Source organism: Cellulophaga sp. Hel_I_12 (assembly GCF_000799565.1).
In the GTDB taxonomy this organism is placed as follows: Bacteria; Bacteroidota; Bacteroidia; order Flavobacteriales; family Flavobacteriaceae; genus Cellulophaga.
The window spans coordinates 1180045-1205553 of sequence record NZ_JUHB01000001.1; the positions used below are offsets into that span (position 1 = coordinate 1180045).

General features: G+C 36.4%; 19 protein-coding genes and 1 pseudogene. 12 read left to right on the plus strand and 8 right to left on the minus strand.

Features of this window, described 5'->3' with window-relative positions:
* The first annotated feature begins 50 nt into the window (after positions 1-50).
* Entirely contained in the window at positions 51-1061 is a 1011-nt protein-coding gene (locus tag GQ45_RS05430) for a dipeptide epimerase (protein WP_047415801.1), read from the plus strand.
* 7 nt (positions 1062-1068) lie between these two features.
* The gene (locus GQ45_RS05435; RefSeq protein WP_047415803.1) at positions 1069-2118 is read left to right on the plus strand and encodes a pyridoxal phosphate-dependent aminotransferase family protein; all 1050 of its coding nucleotides are present in this window, start codon (positions 1069-1071) and stop codon (positions 2116-2118) included.
* Between the two features lie 122 nt (positions 2119-2240).
* Here the strand turns inward: GQ45_RS05435 and GQ45_RS05440 are convergent, their stop codons facing one another.
* Both GQ45_RS05440 and GQ45_RS05445 read right to left on the minus strand, forming a co-directional pair.
* Positions 2241-3728 carry a SusD/RagB family nutrient-binding outer membrane lipoprotein gene (locus GQ45_RS05440; RefSeq protein ID WP_047415805.1) on the minus strand — a complete coding sequence of 496 codons (1488 nt, stop codon included), beginning with the start codon at positions 3726-3728 and terminating at the stop codon, positions 2241-2243.
* 8 nt (positions 3729-3736) lie between these two features.
* Entirely contained in the window at positions 3737-6856 is a 3120-nt protein-coding gene (locus tag GQ45_RS05445; protein WP_047415807.1) for a SusC/RagA family TonB-linked outer membrane protein, read from the minus strand.
* A gap of 242 nt (positions 6857-7098) precedes the next feature.
* On the opposite strand from GQ45_RS05445, the gene GQ45_RS05450 reads away from it, so the two are divergent.
* Positions 7099-7548, plus strand: a complete 450-nt coding sequence (locus tag GQ45_RS05450) for a hypothetical protein (protein WP_047415809.1) — start codon at positions 7099-7101, stop codon at positions 7546-7548.
* A gap of 82 nt (positions 7549-7630) precedes the next feature.
* On the opposite strand, the gene trxB is transcribed toward GQ45_RS05450, so the two are convergent.
* The gene (gene trxB / locus GQ45_RS05455; protein ID WP_047415811.1) at positions 7631-8596 is read right to left on the minus strand and encodes a thioredoxin-disulfide reductase; all 966 of its coding nucleotides are present in this window, start codon (positions 8594-8596) and stop codon (positions 7631-7633) included.
* 190 nt (positions 8597-8786) lie between these two features.
* Complete coding sequence (locus tag GQ45_RS05460; protein ID WP_047415812.1) at positions 8787-9926, minus strand: SUMF1/EgtB/PvdO family nonheme iron enzyme; 1140 nt, start codon at positions 9924-9926, stop codon at positions 8787-8789.
* A gap of 226 nt (positions 9927-10152) precedes the next feature.
* On the opposite strand from GQ45_RS05460, the gene GQ45_RS05465 reads away from it, so the two are divergent.
* Positions 10153-13056: a PEP/pyruvate-binding domain-containing protein gene (locus GQ45_RS05465; RefSeq protein ID WP_047415814.1), complete on the plus strand. Its 2904-nt coding sequence runs from the start codon at positions 10153-10155 to the stop codon at positions 13054-13056.
* A 2-nt stretch (positions 13057-13058) separates the two neighbouring features.
* The gene (locus tag GQ45_RS05470) at positions 13059-14318 is read left to right on the plus strand and encodes a serine hydrolase (RefSeq protein WP_047415815.1); all 1260 of its coding nucleotides are present in this window, start codon (positions 13059-13061) and stop codon (positions 14316-14318) included.
* A gap of 44 nt (positions 14319-14362) precedes the next feature.
* Here the strand turns inward: GQ45_RS05470 and GQ45_RS05475 are convergent, their stop codons facing one another.
* From GQ45_RS05475 to GQ45_RS05485, 3 genes are all read right to left on the minus strand, one after another.
* Positions 14363-17179 (minus strand): MFS transporter, encoded by a 2817-nt coding sequence (locus GQ45_RS05475; RefSeq protein WP_047415817.1) that lies wholly within the window; start codon positions 17177-17179, stop codon positions 14363-14365.
* A gap of 19 nt (positions 17180-17198) precedes the next feature.
* Positions 17199-18116, minus strand: a complete 918-nt coding sequence (locus GQ45_RS05480) for a serine hydrolase (RefSeq protein WP_047415819.1) — start codon at positions 18114-18116, stop codon at positions 17199-17201.
* Between the two features lie 211 nt (positions 18117-18327).
* Positions 18328-19272: a pyridoxal-phosphate dependent enzyme gene (locus GQ45_RS05485; RefSeq protein WP_047415820.1), complete on the minus strand. Its 945-nt coding sequence runs from the start codon at positions 19270-19272 to the stop codon at positions 18328-18330.
* Between the two features lie 377 nt (positions 19273-19649).
* Here GQ45_RS05485 and GQ45_RS05490 point away from each other — a divergent pair, with 377 nt between their 5' ends.
* The 3 genes and pseudogenes from GQ45_RS05490 to GQ45_RS18300 all read left to right on the plus strand — a co-directional run bounded on the left by GQ45_RS05490 (position 19650) and on the right by GQ45_RS18300 (position 20652).
* Entirely contained in the window at positions 19650-20018 is a 369-nt protein-coding gene (locus GQ45_RS05490; RefSeq protein WP_047415821.1) for a hypothetical protein, read from the plus strand.
* 221 nt (positions 20019-20239) lie between these two features.
* Complete coding sequence (locus tag GQ45_RS05495; protein WP_047415822.1) at positions 20240-20449, plus strand: hypothetical protein; 210 nt, start codon at positions 20240-20242, stop codon at positions 20447-20449.
* A pseudogene (locus tag GQ45_RS18300) lies at positions 20446-20652 on the plus strand (hypothetical protein). The gene GQ45_RS05495 and the pseudogene GQ45_RS18300 overlap by 4 nt, the downstream one beginning before the upstream one ends.
* Before the next feature lie 300 nt (positions 20653-20952).
* On the opposite strand, the gene GQ45_RS05500 reads toward GQ45_RS18300, so the two are convergent.
* Entirely contained in the window at positions 20953-21633 is a 681-nt protein-coding gene (locus tag GQ45_RS05500; protein WP_047415824.1) for a hypothetical protein, read from the minus strand.
* 366 nt (positions 21634-21999) lie between these two features.
* Between GQ45_RS05500 and GQ45_RS05505 the strand changes: the two genes are divergently transcribed.
* From GQ45_RS05505 to GQ45_RS05520, 4 genes are read left to right on the plus strand one after another with little or no spacing between them, the layout of a single operon-like run.
* Complete coding sequence (locus GQ45_RS05505) at positions 22000-23181, plus strand: sulfite oxidase (RefSeq protein ID WP_231555155.1); 1182 nt, start codon at positions 22000-22002, stop codon at positions 23179-23181.
* Positions 23182-23655 (plus strand): hypothetical protein, encoded by a 474-nt coding sequence (locus GQ45_RS05510; protein ID WP_047415828.1) that lies wholly within the window; start codon positions 23182-23184, stop codon positions 23653-23655.
* Positions 23639-24586: a sulfurtransferase gene (locus GQ45_RS05515; RefSeq protein ID WP_052188126.1), complete on the plus strand. Its 948-nt coding sequence runs from the start codon at positions 23639-23641 to the stop codon at positions 24584-24586. The genes GQ45_RS05510 and GQ45_RS05515 overlap by 17 nt, the downstream gene beginning before the upstream one ends.
* Positions 24587-24590: 4 nt before the next feature.
* Positions 24591-25466 carry a sterol desaturase family protein gene (locus GQ45_RS05520; RefSeq protein WP_047415829.1) on the plus strand — a complete coding sequence of 292 codons (876 nt, stop codon included), beginning with the start codon at positions 24591-24593 and terminating at the stop codon, positions 25464-25466.
* Positions 25467-25509 lie beyond the last annotated feature (43 nt).

Sequence of the window (25509 nt, forward strand, 5' to 3'; positions counted from 1 at the left end):
TCTTTTTATAATCTTTACAGATTAGCTACTTTAGTAGAAACTTTAGCCGTATGAACATTACACTTAAAAAGTATGTATTGCCCTTAAAACACACGTTTAGCATATCGAGAGAGTCAAGAGATTTTCAGGACAGCTTAATTGCTTGCCTTTCTTTAAATGGCACAACAGGATATGGTGAAGCTACAGCTAATCCGTACTACCATATAACCACAGAAAGCCTAATGGCTGAGATTACGGCTATACAAAATGATATCGAGCAATTTAACTTTACGAAACCAGAAATATTTCACCAATTTTTGGTCGAAAAAGGCTTATCTAATTTTGCTATTTGTGCCTTAGATCTCGCGGCTCACGATTTATATGGAAAGTTATTAGGAAAACCTCTATATCAAATATGGGGCACCACACTTGAAAATTACCCCACAACCAATTACACTATAGGTATTGATAGTATCGATAAAATGCTAGCGAAAATGCAGGAAACCCCTTGGCCTATTTACAAAATAAAATTAGGTACTGATCAAGATGTAGCCATCATAAAAGAACTTCGTAAACATACCGATGCCGTCTTTAGAATTGATGCAAATTGTGCTTGGACCGCCGAGGAAACTATCTTTAATGCGCCTCAGTTAAAAGATTTAGGTGTAGAATTTTTAGAGCAACCATTAAAGGCCGATGATTGGAAGGGTATGGAAAAAGTGATGCACCATAGTGTATTACCCATTATAGCGGACGAAAGTTGTATTGTAGAAGCTGATGTGGAAAAATGTGCCATGCATTTTAGTGGTATCAACATAAAATTAACGAAGTGTGGCGGACTCACGCCTGCCTTAAGGATGATAAAAAAAGCAAAAGAATTAGGGCTTAAAGTTATGGTGGGTTGCATGACAGAGTCTACCGTAGGTATCTCTGCTGTTGCCCAGCTTATTCCTCAACTTGATTATGTGGATATGGATGGCGCGCTCTTATTAAAACAAGATATTGCCGATGGTATCGTAATTCAAGAGGATGCTACTGTTATTTTCCCTTCTTTGGGAGGAACTGGTGTAACACTAAGATAAATTTTACATGAGCGTAGAAGTTGCTGAATTTCCAGGTAGAGAAATTACTGTACAGGGCAAAAAGTTTCTTTATTTTGGTGGTACTGGCTATTTAGGACTTCAAAAAGACGAACCATTTATACAATTATTTATTGAAGCCCTTCAAAAGTATGGCACCAATTATGGTGCTTCTAGAAAAGCAAATGTTAGACTCTCGATTTTTGAAAAAGCAGAACAATATTTAGCAAATTTAGTAGGTAGTGACGCTTGCCTAAGCATGTCTTCTGGTTTTTTAGCAGGTCAATTTTTAGCCCAAACCTTATCAAAAGATAATGAGGCCTGTTTTTATGCCCCAAATACCCATAGCGCGCTTTATACCTCTCAACAAAAAACCAAATCATACGTCACCTTCAGTTCGCTAAATATTGCACTTCGACATTATGTAGAAGAGGCTAAACATAAAACGCCAATTGTTTTTCTAGATGCCATAGATTTCTCTGGAGCTAATTATCCTTACTTTGAAGGTTTAAAGAAGCTTCCCCTTTCAGAAATCATTTTAGTGATAGATGACTCTCATGGCATAGGCATCGTTGGTGAAAATGGCAGTGGCATATATAAAACCATAAAAAAACTAAAGCCTAAAGAAGTCATCGTATGTTGTTCTTTAGGCAAGGGGTTTGGAATACAAGCAGGTGCTATTTTCGGAACAAAAGAAAGACTAGAAAATTTAAAAAACACCGAATTCTTTGGTGGTGCTAGTCCAGCTACGCCTGCAGGTTTAGCAACCTTAGTCGAGGCAGAGCATCTCTACCAACAAAAAAGAATTCTATTAGCCCAAAATATTGCTGTATTCTTGCATCATTTAAAAAACCCTTCAAAATTTCAGGGTATGAAAGGGCACCCTGCTTTTAGTTTTTCGGATGAAAACTTAACCAAACACCTAGAAGAAAACGCTATTATAGTCACTAGTTTTAGATATCCTACCGAAGATGCAAATCTTATGAGCAGAATCGTAATAACTGCTGCACATACTGAAGATGATATCCTCAGACTTTGTGAGGTAATTAATCGCTATTAAAAATCGCTCAGTTGAGCTCAGTTGTTGTTCGGATACCCTTTCAACTAGAAAATTAAACGTCTCGAAATAAAAAAAGCCATTCTAATATTTTAGAATGGCTTTTAAAACTTAATCGATTATATTTATTCATCCCACCATACTGGTGTTATTGGAGATTCTTGATTGGCTAAAGCATTTGTAGCATTACGTGCAATTTCAGATGCAGGATATTCTGCTCTCCTAAACCATTGCCCCATAAATTCATTAGTGTCAGCAGCTTGCTCTTCTCTAATTACTAGTCCGGTAAAAACATCATCTGAAAAGTCATACCTTCTAAAATCAACAAAAGTTTCAGGATTTAAGAAATTATTGATGTATTTTTCTTTCATTATATGATTTAACATAAGGCCAGCTTCCCCTACTGCGACGGATGCGTCTGCCACATAATCTGCACCACTTACACCATACATTGCCATACTTGCATTAATACCGGCCAAATAGGCGGTATACGCAGCGCTGTTAGATCCTGTACTTGTCGTGGTGCCACCATTCGCCAAAAAAGCTGCCTCAGCCTCAATAAATTTAGCCTCAGCAAAACTAATCAATAGTAAAGGTGAATCAATACTTGTATAATAGCCATCTGTTTTAAATCGGGTATTTGCTGGTGAGCCATCAGGAGAAACACCCACACCACCACTAACAAATCCTTTATATTCTGTCGCCGTTGCTGGTATTTCAGCAAATAAAGGCAATCTAGGGTCGATCGAAATGGAACCACTTAAAAAAGGATAATAATTACCATTCATGGAACTTACTAGCTGACTAGCAATATCGTTTCTTAAGTTACCAGTTGCTCTAGCCAACACTTCTGCAGAATACCAAGGGTTTATTCTTTTATCATCATAAAACATTTGAAAATCATCTGCATTAGACGTGTATCCATTGGTTATAGTCGCTAAAACATCATTGGCACTTACTGTACCCTTATTTACTAAATGTAATTGATACCGGGCCTTCATAGTATATGCTGTTCTCAACCACTTGGCAGAATTACCTTCATAAATAAGATCAGAATTTCCTAAATTAAAACCAGAATTGTCTGCTGCTTCTAAAGCAGCAATTGCCCCGTCTAATAAACTAAAAATTTGCGTGTAAACATCTTCTTGTAGATCAAATTTTGGAAAATTATTATCTGGACCGTTAGCAGCTTCAGAATAAGGAATATTACCCCAAGTGTCTGTAGCGATACCTATATTAATAGCTGTTAAAATATCAGTAATAGCACCAATATGGGTGGCATTATTCTCAATCGCTTTTTCTTTAATAGCTTTTAGGTTTGGCAAAATAAATAAATATACTTGATTCCACAGGCCAACTGCCTCTGTTCGCCCAGCAGCACCTCCTCCAGTACCTACGAAATTTTGCACATAATTACCAAACGATAATTCAGCAGAATACTGTGCTTCCATAGTGCTATGAATTACTGGAGCCATTAAATCTTGCATCCTTAACTGCTCTAAAGTCGCCGTATTAGATGGCGTGTTAACATCAAAGTAATCATCGCTACAGGATGCAAAAAAAACAGTTGCTACTGCTAATACGACTAGTTTTGTTATATTTTTTTTCATCATAATTTTTTTTAAAATCCAACATTAATACCAAATGTGTAACTTTGAGAAATTGGCACACTTAAACCTGTAAAACCGTAAACATTACTACCAGCGCTATATTGGTTACCTTCTGGATCAAAACCATCAAAAGGTGTCCAAATTAATATGTTATTTGCATTAACGTTTACACTCAAATTTGATATTTTCAAATCTGAAACAAACCTACTTTTAATATCATAAGAAAGGGTGACATTTCTTAATTTAACCCAAGAAGCGTCTTGCACTAGAACCTCTGCAGCTCTATTAAATTGGTTAGAGTTTCGATAATAGTTCTGACCTACTAAACCTTCCATAGTGTTGGGTGTAAAGCCACCACTACCATCATCCATTACACCGTCTAACACCGTTAATTCTCTAACAAGGGTGCTGGCTGTATTTCCATTTCTAATAGCGTTTCTTAAACCAGAATCATATAAGTCTCCACCTTTCTTGTATTCTAACAAGAAATTAAAACCTAATCCTTTCCACTTAAAACTACTGCCTATTGAGGAAACAAAATCAGGAAATGCATTTCCTACCTTTACGCGTTCACTGGTAATAATTTCAGGAAGGCCATTGGCGCCTATATACCGTTGACCATCTTCATAACGCCATTTATAGCCGTATAAAGTGCCCATTTTATCGCCAGCCCTAACTTCTGAAGTTATTCCTGCGAAACCAGAATCAGCAAAAATTATAGCTTCAATGTCTTCAGGAATTTCTAATACTTGCCCTTCATTTGTAGACCAAATTAAGGTTACATCCCATTGAAAATCTGGTTTTTGAATGATATTACCACTTAATAGTAATTCGTGACCAAAAACTTCAAAATCACCAGCATTTCTTGTGATTCCAGACAAACCTGAAGAAGCAGCAGTTCCCACCGTAAAAATTTGATCTTTAACTCTTGTTTTGTAGTATGAATAATCTAAACGAATGCGATCTTTAAAAAATCTAAAATCTAATCCAAACTCCGTGGATTGGTTTTTCTCTGGTACTATATTCTGATCACCCAATAAAGTACTTCTTCTATACCCACCGGTTCCTCCAAAAGGAAAATCACCATCGACAATAAAATACTGTCCAACATCCCCAAAACCAGGACCTTTACCAACCTCAGCCCACGAAGCTCTAAGTTTTCCAAAGGTAAAAACATCGGTATCGCCAAAAACATCAGAAATATCATAAGCTAAACTCGCAGATGGGTAAAAGAAGGATCTATTTTCTTTTGGAAGTGTTGACAACCAGTCATTACGTCCAGTTAAGGTTAAAAATAATTTATCTTGGTAGCCTAATTTTAATTCACCAAAAACACCCATATTTCTTAGTTGAGTAACATCGTTATTGATGAAAAAATTAGTAGTATTGCCGATCTCGTTAATACCTGGAACATTTAAGCTTTCACCTCTTGCTTCATTATACTCTCTTTTAGAATCTGAAATTTGATGTCCTAAAGTCAATTCCGTTGTAAAGTCATCAGACCAATCTTTTGTAAAAGCTGCTAAAAAGTTCGACTCTAAAGCTGTAAAATTGATATTTTGATTTAAAATAAATCCGCCAACTTGAGAACCTCCGTCTAAATCTGCACCAACAAAACGATTCCGATTATCAGAGTAATTATCAATTTGAGCAGCGTAGGTAATATTTATCCATTCTTTAGGAGTCCAATTAAAAGTAGTGTTACCCACCCACCTATTCACATCATCCACTAAACTACTTGTTTCCATTAAATACCTAGGATTGTCTATAATCCCGAAAGAATAATCTCTTTCAGAACCATCCGGATTTTGATAATCATTTATAGGAAACGTACCCGAATAATAACTTAATGCACTCATGACGGATTTATCACCACCATTAGCTCTTTTTCCTCCAGATTTTGTATAGGATATTGACGTGTTTATTTTAAAGTTGTCGGTTACCTTATACCCAGAATTTAACCTGAAGTTTGTTTTTTCATAATCTGTATTGGGCAAGACGCCATCTTCACTATTATTTCCTAAGGAGAAAAAATAATCTAATTTCTCGTCGGCTCCACTAATACTTAAATTCACTTGAGAATTAAATCCCGTTCTGAAAATATCAAAAGGGTTATAAAATTGATCCCCTGTTAAATCTACTGCTGTCCCGTCAGCCAAAAAAGCTACATCATCAGAATATTTGGGACCCCAATTATAAAATGAAGTTGCATTTTGAACCCGATTAAAGCCCGTAGGAGAATCTGGATCGTACAATGTTCTAGGAAGACCGTTAAAGCCTTCTCTATAAGTAGTTTGCCAATTTGGTGTTTTATTAATCTCTCTAAACGTGGTTGATGCTGTTAGGTTTATTTTAGCCTTACCCTGTTTTCCTTTTTTTGTTGTAATCACGATGGCGCCATTGGATGCTCTAACGCCATATAACGCAGTTGCTGCTGCTCCTTTCAAAACACTAAAAGTTTCAATGTCTTCAGGGTTAATATCGCCTGCTCTATTCGAAAAAGCAAATTGCTCTGAACTACTCGGAGAGTTAGAACCTGCACTTGGTCTAACATCACCGGAAAAAGTATCATTATTTATGGCTATACCATCCACTATAATTAACGGTTGGTTACTTCTATTAGGGTTTACCGAGGTGATACCTCTTATTAAAATATCGACACCTCCACCAGAAGCTCCTGAGGTTCGATTAATTTGAACACCTGCAACTCTTCCCTGCAAGGTTTCAAAAGCATTTGCTTGTCCATTTAAATTTAAATCTTCTGTATCAATCTGTGTTACAGAATATCCTAAAGATTTTTGCTTCTTTTCTATCCCAAAAGCTGTAACTACAACTTCATCTAAGGCACTAGCATCTTCTTCTAGAACTACATTGATACTTTTAGACGCTGTCACTGAAACTTCTTTAGTTTTCATACCTAAGTATGAAAATTTTAAAATATCGCCTTCAGATGCTGCGATACTAAAATTTCCGTCAAAATCTGTTGTTGCACCCGTGGTTGTGCCTTTAATCAAAACTGTGACTCCAGGTAATGGAGCTCCATTCTGATCTTTAACGCTACCCGTAACGTTTTGTGCCATACCGTATGCACATAAAAATAGCGCGGTAAGCAATAAAAGTGATTTTTTCATATTTGTTTCGATTGGTTAACTCTAGCTAAAGTCCTAAAAAAAACTTAAAAAACAAACAATTAAGGGTTTAAATGTGATTAATCTAATTTTTTTGTTTTTTACAATAAACAATATCAAAATTTTCATGGTTTCATTACAAATCATTGAATTGAAAACGAAATGAATTAAATTTCCATAAATAGGCCCCTCTTTAAAAAAATTATCGTAACTTATTGTTATGTAATAACTTAAACTATAATGTCATGAAAAAATTAGTTATCTTACTTTTTTCGGTGTTGTTTTTAATTTCATTTTCTACAACAACTGCTGAAAAAATTCAAGGAAATACCAATAGTTTGGAAGGAACTTGGGAGCTCGTAAATCGTTATAATTATAACGGGATGAACGTAACAGACACCTTATTTAATTTGAATGGATACCAACAAATTAAAATTTACAGTAAAGGAAAAGTAATGTGGACTAGGTATTCTCCTAATGATCCTGCGGAATGGTTTGGCTATGGAGCCTATGAAGTCAAAAATAATAGGTTAGAAGAGCGTTTAGAGTTTGGATCTAAAACAATGATGAAAATTCAAGATACGGTACAAGTCTTTAAGTTTAAATTGCAACTTGAACCCAATTATTACCAACAAATTACCCTTGATGATAATGGAGATCCTATTTTTTCTGAGAATTACAAAAGAATCGATTAAAACTAAAACAAAAGGCTTTTTAAGTTATCCAAGGGCGCTATACACCTACGAGAATAATTTAAAAAGCCTTTGTCATAATTACTTATGCTATAGCAGCTGGCGTTTCAATTGTAGCCAAATAGCGTTCAGCATCTAAAGCCGCCATACATCCCGTTCCTGCTGCTGTAATAGCCTGCCTGTATTCCTTATCTTGAGAGTCACCGCAAGCAAAAACACCAGGTAAATTTGTTTTAGTAGACTTTCCCTTGGTGATCAAATAACCCGTATCATCCATATCTAACTGACCTTTGAAGATGTCCGTATTCGGTTTGTGTCCGATTGCGATAAAAAGGCCTGTAATGTTTATTTCGCTTTTCTCGCCACTAATATTATTCACCATTCTTAAGCCCTCAACGACTTGATCCCCTAAAACCTCGTCTACTTCTGTATTGTACAGAATAGTTATATTTTTTAGGCTATTGACTCTATGTTGCATTGCTTTTGACGCTCGCATTTCGTCTTTACGGACTAGCATTGTTACACTTTTACAGATGTTGGCAAGATAAGATGCCTCTTCTGCAGCCGTATCACCAGCACCCACAATGGCAACATCCTGTCCTTTATAGAAAAAACCGTCGCAAACTGCGCAAGCAGATACTCCACCACCTCGAAGTTTTTGCTCACTTGGTATGTTTAAATACTTAGCTGTAGCCCCAGTAGATATGATCACTGTTTCGGCTTCAATTTCAGTAGTGTCATCCACTACAGCTTTGTGAATACCTCCAATTTCTTTGCTTAAAGTAACAGCTGTGATCATTCCTATTCTGACTTCTGTACCAAAACGCTCTGCTTGTTTTTGTAATTGCATCATCATGGTAGGGCCATCTATGCCATCAGGATAGCCTGGAAAATTATCTACTTCTGTCGTGGTAGTTAACTGTCCTCCCGGTTCCATCCCTGTATATACTACTGGTTTTAAATCTGCACGCGCAGCATAAATGGCAGCAGTATACCCTGCAGGGCCCGATCCTATAATTAAGGTTTTAATTCTTTCAATTTTTTCTGACATAATCTATATCTTCATTATTAATTTTTTAACATACAGTATAAAAAACTGTTTTATAGCTACCCGTCGCATTTATTCTGGCTTTTTTTTAGCTTATCCTTTTTGGGATGTCAAAAATAAGTTTTTTGTAAAAAAACATGCGTTAAAAGTTATCAAAAGTTGTTATACCCCTATTGATGCTTCAAAAACATCGCTATTTTCTGTTTTCCGATTGTAACATGGCCACAGATACTACAGTTCTAAACCCAACATGTTCCGATGCGGAGTCCGGACTTGTGCCCATTCGTGAGGATATGCGATAACTGGCACAGTAGGAATCACTGCATAGAAAGGAGCCTCCTTTAATTACTTTTTCTGTTGCATAGGGGTTGTTAGGATTATAAGCCTGCTGAGGCCCTTTCGGATTTACCGTTGCCTTATTCAACTGCTGTAGTTCTCTATAATATTTGCTACTGTACCAATCGCTTGTCCACTCCCAAACATTACCAGACATATCATATAGTCCATAATCATTTGGTGGATACGATTTTACCTCTGCACGCCGCTCATGACCATCTACCATAGTATTATTTACTGGGAATTCTCCTTCCCAGGTATTGGCTTTTGTGCTTAAAACAGAAACATCGTCTCCCCAGGCGTATACTTTATTATTTTGATTTCCTCGTGCCGCACGCTCCCATTCTGCTTCCGTAGGCAACCTTTTGCCTGCCCATGTACAGTAGGCCAATGCATCTTCAAAAGAAATTTGAACCACAGGATCGTTCTCCTTTCCGACAATAGAACTTTCAGGCCCATTAGGATGCCTCCAACTTGCACCTATCTTCCACTCCCACCATTGAGAAAAATCGTATAAATTAGGGACCGAACTTTTTGTTTTTTTAAACACCAGAGCTCCTGGTTGCAAAATTGAATCATGGGGTTTTGGTGTTCCTTCGGGCAATTGCTTCTTCATTTCGTCCCACGCAATAGCACGCTCAGCTACGCTGATATATTTCGTTTCCTCTACAAATTTTGAAAATTCTGCATTGGTCACTTCTGTTATATCCATAAAAAACCCATCGATATGCACTATATGTGCCGGTTTTTCATGTTGCATGGCCATCTTATCTTGTTGCACCGCACCCTGTTGAAACGCACCACCCGGAATCCAAACCATACCTTGAGGGGTCATTACATCATCTGGCTCATTAATTTGAATTTTAATAGGCTGTTTTTCATCCGTGGCAGAATCAGAGTCTTTTGTGGTACTCTCTTTTACATTCTCTTTTGTTTGCTCTTTACATTGCAAACTGAGCAAAGCAAAAAAAAGTACAATTGGCACTAAATTTCTCATTAAAACAGGAATATGAATTCAATATTAAAAATACACATAAACTTTACAAGAATAAAAATAGTAAGGCTGAAATAAAGCTGATTGAATTTACTTATCGAGCAAGCAAAAATTTGCCATATGCTTTGTTTCTCTTTATATTAGTACTATTAGTATCACGATTTACAGAATTGGCATTAGTTTTGTTATACTTTTGCGTACTATAGTCCCTCAACAACAATCCATAAGCATGAAAAATTACTGTATTATTTTCTCTATATTTTTCTTTTATTCCACCGTTATTTTTTCTCAAAAACTTAGCAACGAAAAAATAAAAGAACAAATTACTAACTACAAAAATGACATCAGAGGTCCCTATAAGGACATTCGATGGTTTTGTACTGATGGGAGTATTCGTCAACCCAAAGATCCTTGTCCTGATAATATTGGGCCTGGTGTGCAACATGCACGTTATAAAGATGCAGTCCTTGCTTTAGGAAAAAGCAATCATATTTTTTTAGGCCAAATTTTAGCCGCGACCAATGTTAAAGACTTCTGGGATGCGGAAAAAAACCATTCTAGATTAAAACAATACCAACTAGAGAAGTATTTAAAAACTATTGATAATGGTTGGATTTTACAAAAGGGACAATTTTACCGGGGGTCTATTCAATCTGAAGATGAGCAAGCTTGGGGTATTGAATTTTATAATTGGCTGCTTTCAGATTCGGATCGCCTTGCTCAAAATTATTTTCTAATTCGTCAATCCCTAAAAGATATCCCCTATGAAGGAGATGCGAATACATCGCAATTAATGCGCAGTCAATCTAAGGTCATCTCAGATGTATATTTGCCTTTTATGGATCTCAGGGTAAAAATTCACAGTCAACCTGAATTTTCCGACATACAAAAAGTAAAAGATTTTAAGCAAAAAAATGCTTCGAAATTAACGACCACACTGAACGAGCAATTTGATGCTTTACTAAGCACCATGACTACTTTTTACAAGCCTATTGATATGAATGCCTTTTTGACCAATGCTCCTTTGGTTAAAAAGAGCGCTATAGGCTCTCGCATTGCAGCCTATGCTGCAGCTTCTGCAACTGCATCACCTCAAAATTTAATCATCGACTCCTCTGAGTTATTGTTAGAATTAAGGAATTCTATTCTAACAGAAGAAAATCCACAGTTGCGGCTACAACTCCTTGATATTTCCTTAAAAATCGAAAATATTTTGTTCAAGAACGCTTCAAAATGGGAACCATCCACAGTGAATTCTTTATTAGAAAAAATTTGCTATTTAGGGATGGCCACGGCTGGCGCGGGGTATATTGAACTTTGGGAATGGGAACAAATTAAGGGTTCATTAAGCCAATATGAGGTAGAAACCATGACCTTAGGACAAATAACTGCTGTTTTACAAAATGCAAGAAGTGCATTAGAATGGAGTGCTGCTATGGTAAAAGCCAATTACCAAGACGTGGTCAACGACTATACAGAATTTGAACCAAAAGCATATGGGTTTATTGATGATAAGATCAGGGGCTCTATAGCTTTATATTTAGGAAAAAGTGTTGGAGAATTAGGGGATTATATGGCAAAAGAATCCTCACTTACCAATAAAGTCCTAAACGTACAAAACCAAAGTACTTTCCGAGGACTTAACCCTGGATATGCCTTTGGCACCTTAGTCGTTGTAGAGGGCTCACCTGACGAGATAGAAGTGTCATCCGATAAAATCTATTTTTTTCAGCGTGCGCCTGCCGATTTAAAACCGGTTTCCGGTATTGGCACTGTAGCGGAAGGCAATATGGTTTCTCACGTACAGTTACTCGCACGTAATTTAGGAATTCCAAATACAGCATTATCCGATGAAAATCTGAAAGATTTAGCAGCATTTAATGGACAAAAAGTATTTTTTGCCGTCTCTAACAAAGGGAATGTTATCTTAAAATTAGAGAAAGATATGTCCGCTATTGAAGTAGCACTTTTTGCTAAAAAAGAACGAACAGAAGGTAAAATAGCGGTTCCAGTAGAAAATATTAGACTACAAGAGACGGCTATTTTAAATATGCGCAATGTAGATGCCGAAGATTCTGGAAAACTATGCGGACCCAAAGCGGCTAATTTAGGCCAATTGAAAAAAATGTTTCCTGATAAAGTGGTTGAAGGCCTAGTGATCCCTTTTGGAATTTTTAGAGAACATATGGATCAAACGATGCCTGGACAAACGATCTCTTACTGGAAATTTTTAAATACTATGTTCGCCGAAGCAGACCATATGCTTTCGAAAAATATTGATGAAAAAGAAGTTGAAAACTATCAGCTCCGTCAATTAGAAACGCTGCGCGCTGCCATTAAACAAATGCCTTTAAAAGCTAGCTTTACTGCAGCCCTTGAACGTGAATTTTCTGCTGTATTCGGTAAAGAGCTAGGAGCTATCCCCGTTTTTCTTCGCAGTGATACCAATATGGAAGATTTAAAAGATTTTACTGGAGCGGGACTCAACCTCACCATTTTCAATGCAGTTGAAAAAGAAAAAATAATTGCTGGTATTAAAGATGTTTGGGCTTCACCCTATACAGAACGAAGTTTTAAATGGCGTCAGAAATATCTACTAAATCCTGAAAATGTATTTCCATCTATTTTAGTCATTCCTAGCGTTGATGTGGACTATTCGGGCGTTTTAATCACCAAAGGCTTAAGCTCTGGAGACGAAAACGATTTAACCATTGCGTTTAGTCGAGGTGCGGGTGGTGCTGTGGACGGTCAGTCGGCAGAAACCTATTTGATTAAAAGCAAAGGAGGTTTTGAACTGTTGGCTCCCGCTCGGGAAATTTCTCATACCACCCTACCTATAACTGGTGGAACAGGTAAAAAAACGGCGACTTTTGAAAAATCGGTATTGAGTGCTCAAAATATTAGAGAAATACAAGAATTGGCGGAGACGATTAGACAAAGAATGCCTAAAGAAACCAATAGTGATTATAATGGAGCTTATGATGTAGAATTGGGTTTTAAAGATGATACCTTATGGTTATTTCAAATTCGACCCTTTGTCGAAAACAAAAAAGCGCTTAGTTCAGGTTACTTAGAGTCTATAACGCCGAAAATAGATGCGCTTAAAAAAATACAACTTTCAACAAAATTATAAAAATGAAAAAAATACTTCTTCTTGCTGCTGCTATTATTCTGTGTTTAGCGTTCACAAGTATTACATTGTATCCTATTGATGGGTATGAACAAACTGGGATAAAACGACTGTTACGACTAGAACTAATTAAAAATGGAGCGCTAAAAGAAACGACCCCCTTACCCGAAGGGGCAAAAAAATCGTGGAGCGATATTCAATTGAACTTAAGTGAAAGAGCTTCCGATAGTGTTGGTAGTTTTTTTCAAATAGATGAAACTTTCCAAAAAGAAATTAATGGTTTATTTAGAGGTTTAGATAAGAGTTATTCGCTCACGGTATTAGACATTTCTGATATAGATCATATTCGGTACGCCAAACGCAACGAGACGGCTGGCTATCAGCCAGGTAGTGTAGGTAAATTGGCCGTTTTAATTGCGCTTTTTACTCAATTAGAGAAAATATACCCTGATTCATGGGAAAGTAGAACGGATTTATTGAAACATAAAAATGTAAAAGCGGGCGTTTGGGGTTTAACAGACGAGCATACCATTCCTATCTATAATATTGAAAAGAAAACTCAAATTAAAAGGCAAGTTGTGGCCAGCGATGTTTTTTCACTATACGAATGGGCAGATCATATGCTTTCGGTAAGCAACAATGGTGCTGCAAGTATTGTATGGCGTGAGGCTTTATTAATGGCTGCCTTTGGCCAGGAATATCCCGAATTAACCGACGAAAAGGCTTTGGAATACTTTAAAACAACGCCCAAAAAAGAGTTGACCGATTTAGCAAATGATGTGGTCAACTTACCGCTCCGGGAATTGGGTATTTCGCACGATGAATGGCGTTTGGGGAGCTTTTTTACAAGAGGAGCAAATACCTATGTGGGTGATAAAGGCGGAAGTATTGGAACGCCAGTAGGCATGATGAAATTTCTAGTTCAACTAGAGCAAGGCCAAGTTGTTGACGCACAAAGTAGTCTTGAAATGAAACGCTTGATGTATATGACCGATCGAAGAATTAGGTACGCACAATCTCCCTCTTTAAAAGATGCTGCCGTGTACTTTAAGTCAGGAAGTTTGTATAAATGTGATCGCTCAAACGGACAAGTATGTGGAAAATATATGGGTAATATTCAGAATTTTATGAACTCTGTGATTATTGTTGAACAACCTGATAATTGCACCTATATGGTTGTTTTAATGACCAACGTATTGGGTAAAAATTCAGCTTCAGACCATATGTATTTGGCTTCTGCCATTGATAAAATAGTGCGCAAATAATGATTTCATCTAGCATGTAGATGACCGTATACCAAAATTTTTAATTAATTTTTAGCTAAGGCATCAATAGCTTCTTGGGCGAAAGAACGAATTTTTAAATGATCGTCATCCAAGTAATTTTTAAGTAAAGGAAGGTACTTTTTATCATGCTGCTTGCCTATTAAATAAAACACGGCAAGTTTAAGTTTTTCATCATTCGCTTCTAAGAGAAGCTGAAAACATTCTGCTTCTGTCAGTAGTTTCTGTTTCAACTGATGAATGACCTCTTCAGAGGTAACATCAATAGCACTAGTTTCAATAATAGGAAGTAGTTTTCGTTTTAATTCACCAGAGAGCAGATTGTCTAGAAACTCAATAGCGTTTGTTCTCGCCTCTTGTTTATCACTTAGGAGGCCAGCATACGCAATAGTCATATCGTGTTGTTTGTATTTTAAGCCTAAAAGTTTAAAAATACGCTCTAGCCCTGCATCTAATCTACGTTCTAAAAGTTCTAAAAGACTAGCACGAGCATCACGTTCATCGGGAGAAATTGCTTCTTTAGACTTTTTTCTATTCCTGTAAGAAACAATAATTTGAGTATGCATCGCTGATAAGGTATTATGATACAGCTTACACTCTTCATAGATACTGGAAACAATTTTTGTATGCTTAAATTGTAAATGTTCATCGTCTGCTTTTAAATCACTTAGGGCGCGAATTGCTTCTAAGCGAACCGTAAGATCACGATCTTCAAGTAATTCAAATAAATACTTCACCGAATCTTGTGATCGAAAAGACTTTAAAACGAGAGGGAGAAACCGTGCTGCTTCAATAGAAATCTCGTTATTTTTCACCATAAATATTAAGGTTGGTAGTATTTGCTGTCCATAATTCTGGAGGGCTGACACGGTCGCGAGGCGCACTTTTTTATTCGGTAAAAAGTCAACTAGCAATGGAATAAACCCTGGATTCAGAGTGGTACCCGCTGCATGAATTGCAATTTTCAAAATAGCTTCATCGGTCGTTGAAAAATAGTATTTTAGAAATTCATAAAACTCGGGTATGTTCGCTGCCCCTATGGTTTTTAATAAAATTTTGAGCCGTTCAACATCGTTCGGAGCTAGTTTTATCTGTTTAATTTCCGTTCTAATCCTTTGCTCCAAGGTATACATGGTTCGTAAAGAAAAGTTGTCCCTTGACTCACGAGCCAAACATAATAAGGCGGTATGCGCTATCAGCGGCTTTTCATGGTCTAAATAGGCGTCAAAAACAATGGTTTCATTTTTTGCAGCATGTAACAATAGGTAAGCCAGAGTTGCCTCCACCAAATCTTCATCATTCGTATCTAGTAATTCTTGAATTTGAGCAACGATTGTTGTACTATTTAAAAAATACAAATTTTGTATAGCGGCCGTTTTTACTTTATCTGACGGATGTCGCAACAGCGCTTCAACATGGCCTGTAAATCGTTTGTCATTGATTTCTTGAAGCTTGTTGAGCATAAACAAAATTTGACTTTCTGAGCCCGATTCAAAGACAGCTTTCATTCCCTCAACTACGGATACATTTTTTCTGAGTACTTTAGTTTCCTTTACTTTAATATTGGTTATTTCTGCCAAATTTTCTCTGAATGTTTTAAAATATTCCTTTCTTACCTTAGTAATAAAGTAGGCCCAAACTAATACTAAAAGTAAAATTATAGCGGTGATATAATAGGTGGGTAAATCGAGGCCTTTGATGGCGAAAATCAAAATAAAACCTGCAATACCTGTAGCCACACTATCTACAACAACATCAATAAATGACTTGGTTTTATTTTTAAGTTCAAATGGTAAAGGCAATGCAAGTAGTTCACTAGCACTTTTATGAATCGATTGTTTTAAGGTACCATCAACAGCTTTAATAAAGATAATAACCGATAATTCTGGAATAATAAAAAATAAGATGCCCCCAGCAAATATTCCAAGGGGTAAAAGCATTAAAGAAAACCCAACCCCCCAAATACCCACAACTCTCTGGGTGAAAAATAATTGTATCAGTAAGGATACCAGGTTGAATGTAGAAAACCAAAAGGCAAAAAAAGAGGTTAATTCGTCTGGATCAGCAATCGTTGCAGAAGCAAAATCACTATAAAGGTAATCCACTAGTTTTGCCACAATTACGCTAATAGCCACAATCCCTGCGAGATACGATAAGTGTCTAGAGTTTTTAATGAGTGTTAATGGCCTTACTTCACGAACAGCTGTTCTTTTCTTCTGTTTAAACGTATTTAACTTTACAATTCTGTTTTTCCAAATTTTATTAAGTAACACGATACATAATCCTAAAAACAGCGCAGCAATAAAAATTACATTTTCATTGCCTATGATGGGGGCTAAAATTGAGGTTAAATATCCTCCTAAAATACCACCTAGTATAGCACCCGAACCGATAAAGCCAAATAAGCGTTTTGCCTCGCGGGGGTTATATACTAAATTAGCCATTACCCAAAATTGTGACGCTGAAAGTACGGCATGAATCGCCACCCAAACATAGAAAAAGAAAAGCATCCATTTGTTGAGGTAGTGAAACTGAAGCAACAATGCCAGAATTACGATAAGTACAATGGAAACGATTAAGGTAAACCTTATTATTTTTTTTAATGAAAACTTTGTCAGCGCTCTGGAGTACGAATACGAACTTAAAATAGCAATGGCTGCAACAAGTAAAAAAGCGAGAGGAAGATTCTCTACACCAAGCTCAGATAAAAAAAGGGCATTTACGGTAGGCTTGATAATGAGGAGCGAAGCTATAATCAAAAAAATATAGCTCAACATGTAAAAGGATATTCTAAATTCTCCTTCTCTAATATCAAATGTTTTTTTTAATAATCGTAGGAGCATAAAGTTTTAAAATGGCGTACTAATTACTCGCCAAAGATATTCGCTTTTTTAAAACTTTCTCAATAGGTTTCACTAAATCTCTTATAATTTGTTCTCCATTGGCATCATCGATGAGCGCCACTAGGATATAACGGCGATCTGGATCATCTCCCCAAACCAAAATTGAATCGGAATGAAATGTGCGCCAAGAGCCTGACTTTCTAAACAAACGGGCTTTAGGGGCAATTTGATCTAAAGTATTGACAAATTTATGGTGCAATTCAGGATTTTCCATAATCCCCAGCATTTGAGTCGATCGTTTTTCGTTTACTAATTTACCATTGGCTAATAAATAGTAATACCTACAAACCTGAGTCACTGTTGCGGCATGGCTTAAGTTTTTTAAGGGTTCTCTGTTCGTGTCACCTCCACTACCATACCTTTTACCAACCCAAAGACCACCCCCTTTATGCTCGTCATAAAAAGCATATTTAGGATCTGTCATTACATCTTCTAATTTCTTATAGCCTACGCGATCAATCATTCGAGTAGAAGCCTCATTATTTGATTTACTGATCATTAAACGCATATCATCTTTTACCGCCTGTGTCTCTTTAAGCTCTCCTTTATCGATAGCATCCATGGCCGCCAATAGAATGGCTATTTTAGGTAAACTTGCGGCATACATCATGTGGTTTCCATTAATTCGCGCAAATCTTGTATTGTTTTGGTTGCTGAGATCAACAACACCAACAGCCATTTTCTTTTCACTTATTAATTTTCTCCATTCAGGATTTGATTTTAACTCTCTTTCTAAATTAGATTGAAGTGTGGCATTCAGTAAACTAGGAAGTTGTTTAATTTCTGAATCTGGAATTTGAATAGGTAATGCTTCTTGTGCAAGAAGCATAGTAGAAACTATAAAAAATAAAATGACAAGTATTGAATTCTTTTTCATGTAACTTCCTAAGATTTAATCGAGTTCAAAAGTATCTTATTTCTGCCATACTTTTTTGTTAAATTTTTAACTATTAAAAAAACCTGTAAAGACCTTATAAAACTTTAGTTACCAAGTTTTTACAGCAACAAAAAATGTTAAAAAACTATCGACTAAGAACGTAAAAAAATAATTTTTAGTATCTCTGGAATTAAAAAATAATCCTAAAAAATTAATACCTACCAAAGGGTAATTTGCTCAAATCAACATTCCCACCTGAAATGATGATGCCAACTTTTTTGTCCTTAAACAACTCCTTTTCCTTTAATAGCGATGCTAAAGGAACGGCACAGGAAGCCTCACAAACTATTTTCAAGCGCTCCCAAATTAATTGCATCGCATCAATGATCTCTTGTTCTGTTACGCGTATTATTCTTTCTATTCCTTCTTGGATAATGGGGAAATTTTGATCTCCGAGTTGCGTTTTGAGTCCGTCGGCTATGGTATTCGTAGTACTATTCGATTCAATTCGCCCACTCAATAAAGACCGGTAAGCATCATCAACTTCAAAAGGTTCTCCCCCGATTACTTTACAATTATTTCCAAAATATTTAGCGGCCAAAATTGTTCCTGCTACGAGTCCACCCCCTCCTACCGGTACAAAAATAAAATCTAGATCTGGATTTGTTTCTAATAGCTCCATGGCTGCTGTTCCTTGACCTAAAATCACGTCCATATCATTAGAAGGGTGAATAAAAGTAGCTCCTTTGCCTTGCTCAATATCATTGGCCGCTGCTTCTCGGGCCTGAAGAGTAGGTTCACAAATAAGCACTTCACCACCATAGCCTTTAACCGCATCAATTTTTACCTGTGGCGCACTGGAAGGCATCACAATATACGCCTTAACACCTACACTTTTAGCTGCTAAAGATAGGGCTTGAGCAAAGTTGCCAGAAGAATGAGTGACCACACCTTTTTTTCTTTTATCCTCTGATAGCTGCAGTATGGCGTTTGTGGCGCCTCGCATTTTAAAGGCTCCCATTTTTTGAAAATTTTCGCATTTAAACACTAAAGAGGCACCCGCCATTTCATTGATAAGGGTTGAACTTAAAACGGGCGTATTGTGAATATAGGGTTCAATACGTTTATGGCAATTTATAAGTTCTTGTTTTTCCATAATATTAATTTTTACAGCAGTGTTGACAGTTACAGCTCAAAAGGCTTCAAAAATTTAATTCTCTGACCTAGCCTTACAATTTCGGGTATGGCATACTCAAAAATAGTGCATAATTTACTACTATTTCTTGTGTGCCCTGTATATTAACCTTAATCCTCTCTTTTGTTCTTTCTAATTTATTTATCTAATTTAATGAATCACAAACTTAAGACGTGTAAAATTAATTGCTTTTCAGGCTTGCTTACGAATCCCGAAGCCTCGGGACTCGCGGATTTTCTACCAGCCTCCCGGCTGGCAGGTTAAGTTTTTTTTTGCTGAATTAGGTACTCAAGCACCTTATTAGTATTTTAAATGTTTAAACTTATCATTTCAAACCAATGGAACACCTCTCCCTATTCCTAGTCCTTCTATTGATAAGCTGCAAAAGCGAGCCAAAAAAGGAAGTCCAAACTATAAAAGGCAATGACCATTTTGTCATCGCAAAAAACTACTACGCTGTTTTGAACCATACGGATGCTATGGAAATGGCAACTTTAGTGGGCGATAGTATCGTCATTAGCGAAAGTGAAGACAACTATGAAGAACGTAAATCTAAAAAGCAGTACCTAAATTGGTGGCAATGGGATGGGGTTTTCGAGCCCAGCTACAAAGTCCAACAACTTGAGAAAGTAGGCGGTACCGTAAAAGCTAAGGTTTGGAAATTTGACAAAAGACTTTCCTTTATTCACGACGAACCGGTGATCTGAACAGAAATCATCTATTTTGATAACAATCATAAAATCAGCAAAGTAGATCGCATCAACTACGAAGTTTTTGATGGAGCGAAATTTGTTAAAAACAGAGATCCCTTCGTCAACTAGATTGCCGAAAACCACCCAGAATTAGATGGCTTTAATCAGGACCAAACCAAGGCTCGCGGCATCAACTACCTAAAAGCTACGGAGCTGTATAAAAATAGAACAACAAGATGAAATTATTTTTAGTATACATTATTTTCTTCTTCGGAGTGTCTAACATAACTTCACAGGTTTATCCTGATTTTGATGACATCATTGAAAACACCTTTCCTGTAAATGATATTGGCGAATACCACGGGAGGGAAAATTGGTATGGCTATCGGGCGATAGCCATGAAGGCAACAAGGAAAACGGATTCTATTACAAACACGGAAAAATGACTTGGGCTTCTGGAGAAGTGTACGAAGGGGAATATAAAGAAGATAAAAAGAACGGTTTTGGCACCCTAAAATGGCCCAATGGCAACATTTACGCAGGATATTAGGAGCATGATCTAATGCATGGAAAAGGTACCGTAACAAACCCAGATGGTTCAACTTTTAAAGGGGAATGGTCCAAAGGTGTGTTTATAAAAGAGAAATAGCTGCCTAATTAGAAAATCTAGAATGCTATTGTAGAAATGTGCTGCAATTTCTAAATAAAAAATAAGATGACAAATACAAACCATACCCCATTTGGTACCGTTACGTACTTCATGAAACATGTCCCAAAAAACTGTAGTTCTAAAACAAATACGTTTCAGTTGCCTGTAGCTTAGGCCTTTTTACCTGTATAAAAACAATAAAAGCCCAATCGTTTGATTGGGCTTTTATTTGCTAGGTATACCTAGCAAATGCTAAGGAATTAAAATTTAAATTCGATTGTTCAGGAATTAAACAAGGTATTATTCTTTCCCTTCGGTAAGGTTAACACCATTGCGCAAGAGCATTACTCCCATGGCAATTAACCAAAGTACTTTAATATGAAATACTGGTTCATAAATTTCAAAGTTATCGGCTATAGACAAAATTATACCCATAGCAACTAGACCTAATAGGGCTGTAAACCATCCCAACCAAAGACTAACAATTTTCCATTTAATTAGCGCAGCACCTAATAATACCAAGCCAACACCTGAGAATATACGGCCAAAGCGAACAAAACAAGTTACATATTGATTGGTATATAAAATGCTATCCATAAAGGCTTGTATTTCTTCAGGAGATTTACCCGCCGTTTGTCCAACACCCCAAGCACCATAATTATAGTAATAGGCTGCTGCAATAGCAATCGTAAAAGTACCTACAATAGTCATCCCTGCTCCAGGTAAAATGAGCACTCTATAGGGTTTTCTTGCTGTTATGGCAATAAATGAAAACATAGCGATTGCCATGGTCACCCAGCCAAAAATGTGAATCCGATACATCCAAATCCAGTACCATACACTTTCACCAATGGATGCGAAATCTGTAGCTACAAAATATTCACCAACATGATGTGATGAAAGCGCCCAACCACCCCATAATAATAAGGCAGCAACAAGAAATGCCCAACCTGTAAATTTTGTTTCGAAATCTTTTATCATAATATTTTGTTTTTGAGTATTCAGCTAAAATACATGGAGCAAAGTAATTTCTTTGTAACAAATGTTACACAAGCCATATAACGCTGTAAAAATCAGTGAGCAATATAGGCAGTATAGAAGCCGTATCAACTGATCTGTATCAGTAGTTTCACTATTTTAAGAAGCTGATTTTGATCAGTTTATTTATCAAAAAAAAATATTACTATTGATTTTTGCAAAACAAATGCAGTACTTTTTTAGCCTATTGTAACATTTGTTACATAACATAAATAAAGGAAGTTGTATTTTGTCCTACAAATTATTTTAGTAACCTAAAATTAAACCATTTTGAAAAGAAGAGATTTCGCTAAAAAGGCTAGCCTGAGTATGTTCGCATCACTTATAGGAGCAGAAATTGTTTTTGGTTCCAGCATGTTGGAAGGGTACAGTCCTTTAGCTTTGCAAGATCCTGATCCTTTTAAATTATTTAGTAAGAATAAGGATATGGTGGTGCTCAATAGTAAGCCATGGAATATTGAAGCACAAGCACATTTGCTAGATGATAAGGTTACACCGAACTCTTCTATGTTTATTCGTAATAATGGCTTAATGCCTGAAGGTATTGATATTAAAAAATGGACGCTTACCATTGATGGTGAATCGGTAGAAAAGTCAAAAACATACACCTTAGCAGAACTACAATCAAAATTTAAACAGTATACCTACCAATTAACGTTAGAGTGCGGTGGAAACGGTAGAAGTGAGTTTAATCCACCTGCCAAAGGCAATCAATGGACCATAGGTGCGGTGCACTGTGCGGAATGGACAGGCGTTCGTTTACGCGATGTACTAGAAGACGCAGGCATAAAAAGCAATGCCGTGTACATCGGATTTCATGCAGTAGATCAGCATTTAAGTATGGATCCAACAAAAGAACCTATTTCTAGAGGTTGCCCGATGCCAAAAGCATTGCAAGACGAAACCATATTGGCTTTTAAAATGAATGGGGAAGCTATTCCTTTAGCACATGGCTATCCTTTACGTTTAATAGCTGGCGGTTGGCCCGCTTCTGTTTCTGGAAAATGGGTGAATAGAATTAGTATCCGAAATAAAGTGCATGATGGTCAAAAAATGACAGGCGATGCCTATAAAGTACCCTGTAACCCAGTAGCTCCTGGAGAAAAGGTGAAAGAAGAAGACATGTGTATTATTGAATCGATGCCTGTAAAATCGTTAATTACCTTCCCAAAATCGGGTGCCATCATAAAAGAAGGAAAAACCTTAGCTATAAGAGGTCATGCTTGGGCAGGAGAATTAGAAGTTGCTAAAATGGAGTATTCCATAGATTTTGGCGCTACATGGACAACCTGTGAGGTTCAAAAACCAGTAAACCGATTGGCATGGCAGCATTTTGGTGCACAGGTAAAATTTCCAAAAAAAGGCTATTATGAAATTTGGGCTAGAGCAACAGATGCGCGAGGAATTGCCCAACCTATGTTATTACCGGGATGGAATCCAAAAGGATACTTAAATAATGCCTGTCATAGAATTGCAGTAAAAGTAAGCTAGATGTCAAAAGAAGAAAAGGTTAAGGAATCTATTAAAAAAGTGTATCATTTAATGCTCACACTTTTCGGTTTGTTTTTTGTTGTAGCCGGCGTTATTCTGCTGAACACCTATAATCCAGACTTTTTTACAGCAACACCAGAAACTGAAACCTTGGTAAGCATACCAGTTGAAGTAGATGAAGATAGGATAGAAAACGGTGTACATGTAAGAACTGGATTTATTGAAGCTGAAGGACTAATGACGGTTGTTAATAATTGTACCAATTGCCATTCTTCGCAAATAATTATTCAAAATAGAATGAATACCGAACAGTGGAATGCAACGATTAAATGGATGCAGGAAACTCAAAATCTTTGGGATTTAGGAGGAAATCAAGAAATCATTGTTAATTATCTAGTGACCAACTACCCCTTTGTAGATAAGGGAAGACGCGAAAATTTATCGAATATTGATTGGTATGAACTTAAGAATTAAAATTCTTTTATCTCTACTCGTTTTTGCAGCCTGCAAAAATGAAAAAGCTACTGATACAATTCAGCAAATTTCTCATGACGTACCTGAAAAAGTTGACTATTTAATTACTATTGAAGAATTTAAAATTATTGCTAATCGCCCAAATAGTAAAGTCTTAGACTTTAGAGAAAAAGAAGCTTATGAACAAGGACATATAAAAAACGCATTACATATTTGGCGAACAGACATTGAAAACAACTCATACCCTTATAAAGGGATGATGGCGAGTAAAGATCAGATAGAAACTGTATTTAGTGCGCTAGGAATTTCCACGAATGATACGCTCATAATCTATGACGATAACGGATTGTGTAATGCTTCTAGGTTATGGTGGGTGTTACAAAATTATGATTTTACAAACGTGAAATTATTACATGGAGGATTTGAAGTGTGGAAGGCTACAAATGGTTTGGTAACAATAGAAAGACCTATAATAAAGAAAGCAGTGTTTCAACTAGCTGAAAAACCATCAATGAAGTATTACGTTTCTAAAGAAGAATTACAAGATGCTCTAAATAAAAACCTTGTTATACTAGACACGAGAACTCATGATGAATTTTCAGGAAAAAGACAAAAAAAAGAGGCCACAAAGGCAGGGAGAATAAAGAATAGTGTATGGATAGATTGGGCAGACGCCATTAGCTATAATGGCGACAAAAAAATAAAACCAGTGGAAGAATTAGAATCTATTTACAGTAAATTAAATATAACAAAAAATGACCCACTTATCGTGTATTGCCATAGTGGTATGCGTTCTGCACATACTACTTTTGTATTAACACAATTGTTGGATTATAAGCAGGTTAAAAATTATGATGGCTCATGGATAGAGTGGAGCTATTTTAATGATTTACCATTTAAGAAAGACAGTTTAACACAAATAATTAATTAGAATCATGGAAAAATATTTAGATGCTTTTGTAAATGCTTTTAACGGTACTGTAATGTGGACCTGGAAATCCATAATCTTTGAAGTACCTTGGTATACGAACTATTTTTGGGGACTTACCGCAATATCATTAATAGTGTGGTTTTTAGAAATGGCATTTCCTTGGCGAAAAGAACAGTCTATTTTTAGAAAAGACTTTTGGCTAGATGCCTTTTACATGTATTTCAACTTCTTCCTCTTTGCCATTGTTATAAGCGGTATTTATAAGGTTTTAGCGGTGCTTTTTGGCGATTTGAATATTACTGCAAAAAGTCTGGCAATTATAGATATTTCTAGTTGGCCCATGTGGGGACAATTATTAATTTTCTTTATTGTACTTGATTTTGTACAATGGTTTACCCATGTATTATTACACAAATACCCCTTTTTCTGGAAATTCCATAAAGTGCATCACAGTGTACAAGAAATGGGCTTTGCTGCCCATTTAAGATACCATTGGATGGAGAACATCTTATACAAACCATTAAAAACATTTGGCGTGATGATTCTCGGTGGTTTTGAACCCGAACAAGCCTATATTGTTCACTTTATAGCCATTACAATAGGGCATTTAAACCATTCGAATATTAAAATTACATGGGGGCCTTTAAAGTACATTATCAATAACCCCGTAATGCACTTATACCACCATGCTACGATATTGCCAAAAGGATCGTATGGTGTAAATTATGGGATTAGTTTAAGTCTTTGGGATTATATATTTAAAACCAACTATATACCAGAAGATAGTGGACTTGTAGATATAGGATTTATTGGAGATGATAAATTTCCGAAAGATTTTATACATCAGAATCTTTATGGCTTTAAAAAGGAGCAAAAATAAGGAGCCGAATTATTTTTCACTTAACAAAAATAAACCTATAAAA